The organism is Pseudomonas sp. NPDC086278 (assembly GCF_050280905.1).
Lineage (GTDB): Bacteria > Pseudomonadota > Gammaproteobacteria > Pseudomonadales > Pseudomonadaceae > Aquipseudomonas.
The window spans coordinates 1-8,431 of record NZ_JBNNWE010000149.1 but is presented as its reverse complement, the minus strand read 5'-3'; the positions used below and the strand labels follow the sequence as shown (position 1 = coordinate 8,431).

Annotated in this window: 6 protein-coding genes and 1 pseudogene; 4 read left to right on the top strand and 3 right to left on the bottom strand. The window is 57.3% G+C overall.

All coding sequences use genetic code 11. From position 1 onward, the window contains the following. The 4 genes from glyQ to ACQKP4_RS27515 form a co-directional block, all read left to right on the top strand. Positions 1-904: glycine--tRNA ligase subunit alpha (gene glyQ / locus ACQKP4_RS27530; protein ID WP_427637164.1), on the top strand; the 904-nt coding region annotated here is incomplete at its 5' end. Then, a complete protein-coding gene (gene glyS, locus ACQKP4_RS27525; protein WP_427637162.1) occupies positions 901-2,955 on the top strand; it encodes a glycine--tRNA ligase subunit beta in 2,055 nt (684 codons plus the stop codon). The genes glyQ and glyS, both read left to right, overlap by 4 nt. A gap of 6 nt (positions 2,956-2,961) precedes the next feature. Then, the gene (gmhB, locus tag ACQKP4_RS27520) at positions 2,962-3,495 is read left to right on the top strand and encodes a D-glycero-beta-D-manno-heptose 1,7-bisphosphate 7-phosphatase (protein ID WP_427637160.1); all 534 of its coding nucleotides are present in this window, start codon (positions 2,962-2,964) and stop codon (positions 3,493-3,495) included. 82 nt (positions 3,496-3,577) lie between these two features. After that, positions 3,578-4,357, top strand: a complete 780-nt coding sequence (locus ACQKP4_RS27515) for a lysophospholipid acyltransferase family protein (protein ID WP_427637159.1) — start codon at positions 3,578-3,580, stop codon at positions 4,355-4,357. A gap of 386 nt (positions 4,358-4,743) precedes the next feature. On the opposite strand, the gene ACQKP4_RS27510 is transcribed toward ACQKP4_RS27515, so the two are convergent. From ACQKP4_RS27510 to ACQKP4_RS27500, 3 genes and pseudogenes are all read right to left on the bottom strand, one after another. Continuing rightward, on the bottom strand, positions 4,744-5,055 hold the full coding sequence (locus ACQKP4_RS27510; RefSeq protein WP_427637158.1) for an HdeA/HdeB family chaperone: 312 nt from the start codon (positions 5,053-5,055) through the stop codon (positions 4,744-4,746). 356 nt (positions 5,056-5,411) lie between these two features. Beyond that, on the bottom strand, positions 5,412-7,835 hold the full coding sequence (gene gyrB / locus ACQKP4_RS27505; protein WP_427637156.1) for a DNA topoisomerase (ATP-hydrolyzing) subunit B: 2,424 nt from the start codon (positions 7,833-7,835) through the stop codon (positions 5,412-5,414). Positions 7,836-7,840: 5 nt separating this feature from the next. Further along, positions 7,841-8,389, bottom strand: a pseudogene (locus ACQKP4_RS27500) (DNA replication/repair protein RecF); the annotation flags it as partial. Between the last annotated feature and the right edge of the window lie 42 nt (positions 8,390-8,431).

Genomic DNA, 8,431 nt, shown 5'->3' with positions numbered 1-8,431 from the left:
ACATGCCAACGCTCGGTGCGTAACGTTCCCCTTCACGGACCTCGTCGGTGGGAATGCCGATGTGATGCACACTTTCCACACAGCCACGTTTCTGCGCGCCATCGGCCCGGAAACCTGGAACGCCGCTTATGTGCAGCCCAGTCGTCGCCCGACTGACGGCCGCTACGGCGAAAACCCGAACCGTCTGCAGCACTACTACCAGTTCCAGGTAGTCCTGAAGCCGAACCCGGACAACTTCCAGGAACTCTACCTGGGCTCCCTCAAGCACGTCGGCCTGGACCCGTTGGTCCACGACATTCGCTTTGTCGAAGACAACTGGGAGTCGCCAACCCTGGGTGCCTGGGGCCTGGGCTGGGAAGTCTGGCTCAACGGCATGGAAGTGACGCAGTTCACGTACTTCCAGCAAGCGGGCGGCATCGAGTGCTACCCGGTGACCGGCGAGATCACCTACGGGCTGGAGCGTCTGGCCATGTACCTGCAAGGCGTGGACTCGGTCTACGACCTGGTCTGGGCTGACGGTCCGTTCGGCAAAGTGACTTACGGCGACGTGTTCCACCAGAACGAAGTCGAGCAGTCGACCTACAACTTCGAACACGCCAACGTCGAGAAGCTGTTCGAGCTGTTCGACTTCTACGAAAGCGAAGCCAAGCGCCTGATCGAACTCGACCAGCCGCTGCCGTTGCCGAGCTACGAAATGGTGTTGAAGGCGTCCCACACCTTCAACCTGCTGGATGCGCGCCGGGCGATCTCGGTGACTGCGCGTCAGCAATACATTCTGCGTGTACGCACCCTGGCGCGTTCCGTTGCGCAAGCCTACCTGCTGGCGCGCGCCAAGCTGGGCTTCCCGATGGCAACCCCGGACCTGCGTGATGAAGTGTTGGCTAAGCTGGAGGCTGCACAATGAGTGCTCTGGATTTCCTGGTTGAATTGGGCACCGAAGAACTGCCACCCAAAGCCCTGAACACCCTGGCCGACGCGTTTCTGGCCGGCATCGACAAGGGCCTGCAAGCTGCTGGCCTGAACTACGAAGCCAAAACCGTCTACGCCGCACCGCGTCGCCTGGCGGTGCTGATCACCGCGCTGGCGACCCAGCAACCGGATCGCAGCATCAACCTCGACGGCCCGCCACGTCAGGCCGCGTTCGATGCCGACGGCAACCCGACGCAGGCAGCCCTGGGTTTTGCCAAGAAGTGCGGCGTCGACCTGAGCGAAATCGATCAAAGCGGTCCGAAACTGCGTTACAGCCAGAGCATCGCCGGCAAGCCGACCGCGAGCCTGCTGCCGACTATCGTCGAAGACTCGCTGAACGACTTGCCGATCCCCAAGCGCATGCGCTGGGGTGCTCGCAAGGAAGAATTCGTGCGTCCGACCCAATGGCTGGTGATGTTGCTCGGTGACCAGGTCATCGATTGCACGATCCTCGCGCAGAAGGCTGGCCGCGATTCCCGTGGTCACCGCTTCCATCATCCGCAAAGCGTGCGCATCACCGCGCCGGCCAACTACCTGGCCGACCTGCGTGCCGCCTACGTATTGGCCGATGCCAACGAGCGTCGCGCCATCATCAGCAAGCGCACCGAAGAACTCGCGACCTTGCAGGAAGGCACGGCCATCGTTCCGCCCGCCTTGCTCGATGAAGTGACCGCGCTGGTTGAATGGCCGGTGCCGCTGGTGTGCTCGTTCGAGGAACGTTTCCTCGACGTGCCGCAAGAAGCGCTGATCACCACCATGCAGGACAACCAGAAGTATTTCTGCCTGCTGGATGCCGACGGCAAGTTGCTGCCACGTTTCATTACCGTGGCCAACATCGAAAGCAAAGACCCGCAACAGATCATCGCCGGTAACGAGAAAGTGGTTCGCCCACGCCTGACCGACGCCGAGTTCTTCTTCAAGCAAGACAAGAAGCAGAAACTCGAAGACTTCAACCTGCGCCTGCAAAACGTGGTGTTCCAGGAAAAACTCGGCAGCGTCTACGACAAGGCCGAGCGCGTGTCCAAACTGGCCGCGTACATCGCGCAACGCATTGGCGGCAACGCTGCCTGGGCTTCCCGTGCCGGCCTGCTGTCCAAGTGCGACCTGGCGACCGAGATGGTCGGTGAGTTCCCGGAGATGCAAGGCGTCGCCGGTTACTACTACGCCCTCAACGACGGCGAGCCGCAAGAAGTCGCCCTGGCGCTGAACGAGCAATACATGCCGCGCGGTGCCGGCGCTGAACTGCCGACCACCCTGACCGGTGCGGCCGTCGCCATCGCTGACAAGCTCGACACCCTGGTCGGCATCTTCGGCATCGGCATGCTGCCCACCGGCAGCAAAGACCCGTATGCCCTGCGCCGTGCCGCACTCGGCGTGTTGCGCATCCTGATCGACAAGAAGCTCGACCTCGACCTGAACGATGCCGTGGCGTTCGCCGTTGCTGCATTCGGCACCAAGATCAAGACTGCCGGCCTGAACGAATCGGTGCTGGAGTTCATCTTCGACCGCCTGCGTGCGCGTTACGAAGACGAAGGCGTCGACGTCGCGACTTACCTGTCGGTACGTGCGCTGAAGCCGGGTTCGGCGCTGGATTTCGATCAGCGCGTGCAAGCCGTTCAAGCGTTCCGCAAGTTGCCGGAAGCCGCCGCACTGGCCGCCGTGAACAAGCGCGTGTCGAACCTGCTGAGCAAGGCCGAAGGCTCGATTCCGTCGGTGGTGGAAGCCAAGTACTTCGATAACGCTAACGAGTTCTCGTTGTACTCGGCGATTCAGCAAGCCGACCAGGCTGTCCAGCCAATGGCGGCTGCGCGTCAGTACAGCGAATCGCTGGCCCGCCTGGCAGCCTTGCGCGAGCCGGTGGATGCGTTCTTCGAAGCGGTGATGGTCAACGCGGATGACGCCAACGTGCGCGCCAACCGTTATGCGTTGCTGTCGCGTCTGCGCGGGCTGTTCCTCGGCGTCGCCGACATTTCGCTGCTGGGGTAAGACTGCTTGAAACTGCTGATTCTCGATCGGGACGGGGTGATCAATTACGACTCCGACGCTTACATCAAATCCGTGGAGGAGTGGATTCCACTCCCCGGTTCGATCGCAGCGATTGCGCAGTTGAGCAAGGCCGGCTGGACGGTGGCGGTCGCCACCAACCAGTCGGGCATCGCTCGCGGCTATTACGACATCGCCACCCTGGAGGCCATGCACGAACGCTTGCGTTCGTTAGTGGCGGAGCAGGGCGGTGAAGTCGGGTTGATCGTCTACTGCCCGCACGGGCCGGACGAAGGCTGCGATTGCCGCAAGCCAAAACCCGGGATGTTGAAAACCATCGCCGCGCATTACAACGTATCGCTGACTAATCTATGGTTTGTCGGCGACAGTCTCGGTGACCTGGAAGCCGCCAAAGCCGTCGATTCTCAGCCAGTTTTGGTAAAGACCGGGAAAGGCGAGAAGACTCAGGGCAAGACCCTGCCGGTAGGCACCTTGATTTTTGACGATCTGGCGGCGATTGCCGCAGAACTTATCCACAATTAGAGCGTTTTCGAGATTCCTGACCAAGGATTGATCGGGAGTGCGCTTTATATAGACGGGCAGAGCCCGCACGGTAAACGTCACCATGTCGATACTGCAGGCCATCAGAACGTTCCTCTTTTATCTGTTGCTGGGCACCAGCTCCTTGCTCTGGTGCAGCCTGAGCTTTTTTATCGCGCCGTTTTTGCCGTTCAAGGCGCGCTATCGTTTTATCAACGTGTACTGGTGCCGCTGCGCCCTGTGGCTGAGCAAAGTGTTTCTGGGCATCAGCTATGAAATCAAAGGCGCCGAGAATGTGCCTGACCAGCCCTGTGTGATTCAGTCAAACCACCAGAGCACCTGGGAGACGTTCTTTCTCTCCGCGTATTTCGAGCCATTGAGCCAAGTTCTCAAGCGTTCGCTGTTGTTCGTGCCGTTCTTCGGCTGGGCCATGGCCATGCTGCGCCCAATCGCTATCGACCGCGACAACCCGAAAGCAGCGCTCAAGCATGTGGCGAAGAAGGGCGATGAACTGTTGAAGGACGGCGTCTGGGTACTGATCTTTCCCGAAGGCACTCGCGTCCCTTACGGCACTATCGGCAAGTTCTCCCGTGGTGGTAGCGCGTTGGCGGTGAACGCCGCGCTTCCAGTTCTGCCGATTGCGCACAATGCCGGCAAGTTCTGGCCGAAAACCGGTTGGGCAAAGAAGCAGGGCGTCATCACTGTAATCATCGGTGAACCGATGTATGCCGTGGGCAGCGGGCCGCGAGCGGTTGCCGAGTTGAACGACCGGGTACAAGCCTGGAACGAGCAGATGCAGCGTGACATGGGTTCGCTGCCACCGGCGCCTCGGGCCCCGGTGGCGACGGATCAAGTGGCTATCTGAAATTTTGTGGATAACCTGTGTACCGTTTTATTGAAACCTGCTGAATTTTCTACATAAGCATATGATTTATATACATATTTCTTAAGTTCATAAAACGCCGAAAATAGTGCATAAGTTTTTTCGGACGCAAAAAAACCGGCTGATATAGCCGGTTTTTTTATGCATGGGATTAGAAGAGCTGCGCCGTCAATCCTCGGAGGCATCGACGTCGACGTTTCGGTTATAGCGAGACGGTTTGCTTATGCTCGACCCCGAGTTGAAACCCGTTCCAATATCAACTTAAAAGGACTGACTTATACGAAAGTTTCACGGTTAGTTATTAATTAACGTGTTCAAAAAGTATAACGCCCCGCGGTCTTAATACCGACGAGGCGTTTATTTGAAGATTACATTTTCTTGAAGAAACCAGCGATTTCCTGTTTAAAACTGGTTATTTTCTTCGTGGGATTCTTTTTGCACAGTTCCACGACCTTCGGAAGAACGGTCGCATCAACTGTTGTTTTGCTGAAAGAATCACCCTCTTTATTTATTGTGTCGTCACTGACCACCCAAAGAATAACCGGGGAATGGGCTTCCGGGGTCATATCGAGGAACTGCTGACACGTCATATTGTCGGGTGTCGTTGCGGCATAAGCACCGCCGGCCGAGGACAGAATCAAGCTGGCCAACGCGATACTGCAAAGGGCTTTGTAGGTCATTTCAAGCATCTCCGTAGACTTCGATCAAGACCTCTAAACATAAGGAGGTCAATGGCGTATCGATAAACACTAAAGATAATGAAACTTGGCTTCAGCGATGTCACAGGCGTAGCCCGATGCAGTATAGACGGTTTGCCAAGGTGTCAATGTCGAACCGTTAGGGGTGGGCAGACTCATTATTGGACAGTTATACGCATCCAGTTGAATGGTTAACAGTTCCTGTCTTCTCTTCAATAAAGCGCTTCTTCAATACAAAAAAAGCCAACGCTTTACAGCGTTGGCTTTTCTCGGCCAAGAAGCTTGGCCGGTATTAATTATGTGAGGATTCCCGTTGTTTCGAGAACCCTCACACTGGATCAGAAGTCCAGATTCGACACCGCCAAGGCGTTGCTCTCGATGAAGTCACGACGGGGTTCGACCGCATCACCCATCAGGGTGTTGAAGATCTGGTCCGCGCCAATGGCGTCCTCGATGGTCACTTTGAGCATCCGGCGCTGGGCCGGGTCCATGGTGGTTTCCCACAGCTGATCCGGGTTCATCTCGCCCAGACCTTTGTATCGCTGGATGGTGTGACGCTTGGTGCTTTCAGCCATCAGCCATTCAAGGGCTTCCTTGAACTCGGTCACCGGTTTCTTGCGCTCGCCACGCTGGATGTACGCGCCGTCGTCGAGCAAGGTGCTCAGCTGAGCGCCCAGCGAGACGACGGTCTTGTAATCGTTGCTGCCGAAGAAGTCGCGGTTGAAAGTGACGTAATTCGACAGACCGTGGGAGATCAATTCGACCTCCGGCAGCCATACGTTACGTTCGCGGTCTTCACGCAGGCTGGCCTTGTAGACCAGACCCGATTTTTCGACAGTGCGCAGACGAACTTCGTACTGGGCCATCCAATCCTGCATCGCGGCGTGATCGGACAATTGCTCGAGACTGACGGCAGGCAGGTAGATGAAGTGCTCGGTCAGTTCCTGTGGGTACAGGCGCGACAGACGCTTGAGGGTCTTCATCACCAGACGGAAGTCATTCACCAGGCGCTCAAGCGCTTCGCCGGAGATGCCGGGTGCTTCTTCGTTCAGGTGCAGGCTCGCATCTTCCAGGGCCGACTGCGTCATGTACTCTTCCATGGCGTCGTCGTCTTTGATGTATTGCTCTTGCTTGCCTTTCTTGACCTTGTACAGCGGCGGCTGGGCGATGTAGATGTAACCGCGCTCGATCAGCTCCGGCAACTGACGGAAGAAGAAGGTCAGCAGCAGGGTGCGGATGTGCGAACCGTCGACGTCGGCGTCGGTCATGATGATGATGTTGTGATAACGCAACTTGTCGATGTTGTACTCGTCACGGCCGATGCCGCAGCCCAGCGCGGTAATCAAGGTGCCCACTTCTTGCGAAGAGATCATCTTGTCGAAACGCGCCTTCTCGACGTTCAGGATCTTGCCTTTCAGCGGCAGGATGGCCTGGGTGCGACGGTTGCGACCCTGCTTGGCGGAGCCGCCAGCAGAGTCACCTTCCACGAGGTACAGTTCGGACAGGGCAGGGTCTTTTTCCTGGCAGTCCGCCAGTTTGCCCGGCAGGCCGGCGATATCCAGCGCGCCTTTACGACGGGTCATCTCACGGGCTTTACGCGCCGCTTCACGCGCACGTGCCGCGTCGATCATCTTGCCGACGACCAGTTTGGCTTCGTTCGGGTTTTCCAGCAGGAAGTCGGAGAAGTACTTGCCCATTTCCTGTTCGACCGCGGTCTTCACTTCGGAAGACACCAGCTTGTCTTTGGTCTGGGAGCTGAACTTCGGATCCGGTACTTTCACCGAAATGATTGCGGTCAGGCCTTCACGGGCATCGTCACCGGTGGTGGCGACTTTGTGTTTCTTCGCCAGGCCTTCCGCTTCGATGTAGGTGTTCAGGTTACGCGTCAGTGCGGAACGGAAACCCACCAGGTGAGTGCCGCCATCGCGCTGTGGAATGTTGTTGGTGAAGCACAACAGGTTCTCGTTGAAGCTGTCGTTCCACTGCAGGGCGATCTCCACGCCGATGCCGTCTTCACGCTGGATGTTGAAGTGGAACACCTGGTTGACCGGAGTCTTGTTGGTGTTCAGGTATTCAACGAACGCACGCAGACCGCCTTCGTACTTGAACAGCTCTTCCTTGCCGCTGCGCTCGTCCTTGAGGACGATGCCGACACCGGAGTTGAGGAAGGACAGTTCACGAATCCGCTTGGCCAGGATGTCCCAGCTGAAGTGGATGTTCTTGAAGGTCAGGTCGGAGGGTTTGAAGTGGATCTGGGTGCCGGTGGTTTCGCTCTCGCCGACGATTTTCATCGGCTCCTTCGGAACACCGTGGATGTAAGTCTGCTCCCAAATTTTGCCGCTACGGCGAACGGTCAGTACCAGCTCTTCGGACAGAGCATTCACCACCGAGACACCTACACCGTGCAGACCACCGGATACTTTGTAGGAGTTGTCGTCGAACTTACCGCCGGCGTGCAGGACGGTCATGATGACCTCGGCCGCCGAGACGCCTTCTTCTTTGTGCACATCTACCGGGATACCACGACCGTTGTCGCGAACGGTGATGGATTCGTCCGGGTGGATGATGATGCTGATGTCGTCGCAATGGCCAGCGAGCGCTTCGTCGATCGAGTTGTCGACCACCTCGAACACCATGTGGTGCAGACCGCTGCCATCGTCGGTGTCACCAATGTACATACCGGGACGTTTGCGTACGGCATCCAGGCCTTTCAGCACTTTGATGCTGGTTGAGTCGTACGTATTCGTATTTTCTTCGCTCAATGCCTTCACTCCCGATGGTCGTGGGTCTGGGTGATACGGCCCTGTTCCACGTGGAACAGAGCGACTGGCGTTTCCGTCTGCCAGCCTTCCCTCAATAATTCGTGATCTACACAGGTGATAAACACCTGGCAGCGTAAGTCTTCCAGCAAGCGGCAAAGCGCGCGTCGGTGGTGCTCGTCCAGTTCGGACGGCAAGTCATCCACCAGATAAATACATTGGCCACGGCGAGCCTGGCTGACCAGATGCCCTTGGGCAATCCGCAATGCACAGACCACCAACTTCTGCTGGCCGCGAGACAAGATGTCCGCGGCATTATGTGCGCCCAATCTGAGACGCAAATCAGCGCGTTGTGGTCCGGCCTGGGTATGTCCCATTTGCTGGTCCCGCTGAACGGAACCGGCGAGCACGGCACTCAATTCACGGTCTTTGTCCCAGCCTCGGTAATAGCTGAGCGTCAAACCTTCAAGCTCAACCAATTCGCTCAAGGTCTGTTCAAAGACTGGTTTCAAGGCTTTGATGTAAGCGCGGCGGTATTCATCTATACTGGCTTGAGAAGCAGTTGGGTCTGATCAAACTGATCGGTCTGGAAAACTACC

Excerpts from the sequence above, each read along its gene's own strand:
- ACQKP4_RS27510 (WP_427637158.1), bottom strand. The coding sequence starts at position 5,055 with ATGACCTACAAAGCCCTTTGCAGTATCGCGTTGGCCAGCTTGATTCTG.
- glyS (WP_427637162.1), top strand. The coding sequence starts at position 901 with ATGAGTGCTCTGGATTTCCTGGTTGAATTGGGCACCGAAGAACTGCCA.
- ACQKP4_RS27515 (WP_427637159.1), top strand. The coding sequence starts at position 3,578 with ATGTCGATACTGCAGGCCATCAGAACGTTCCTCTTTTATCTGTTGCTG.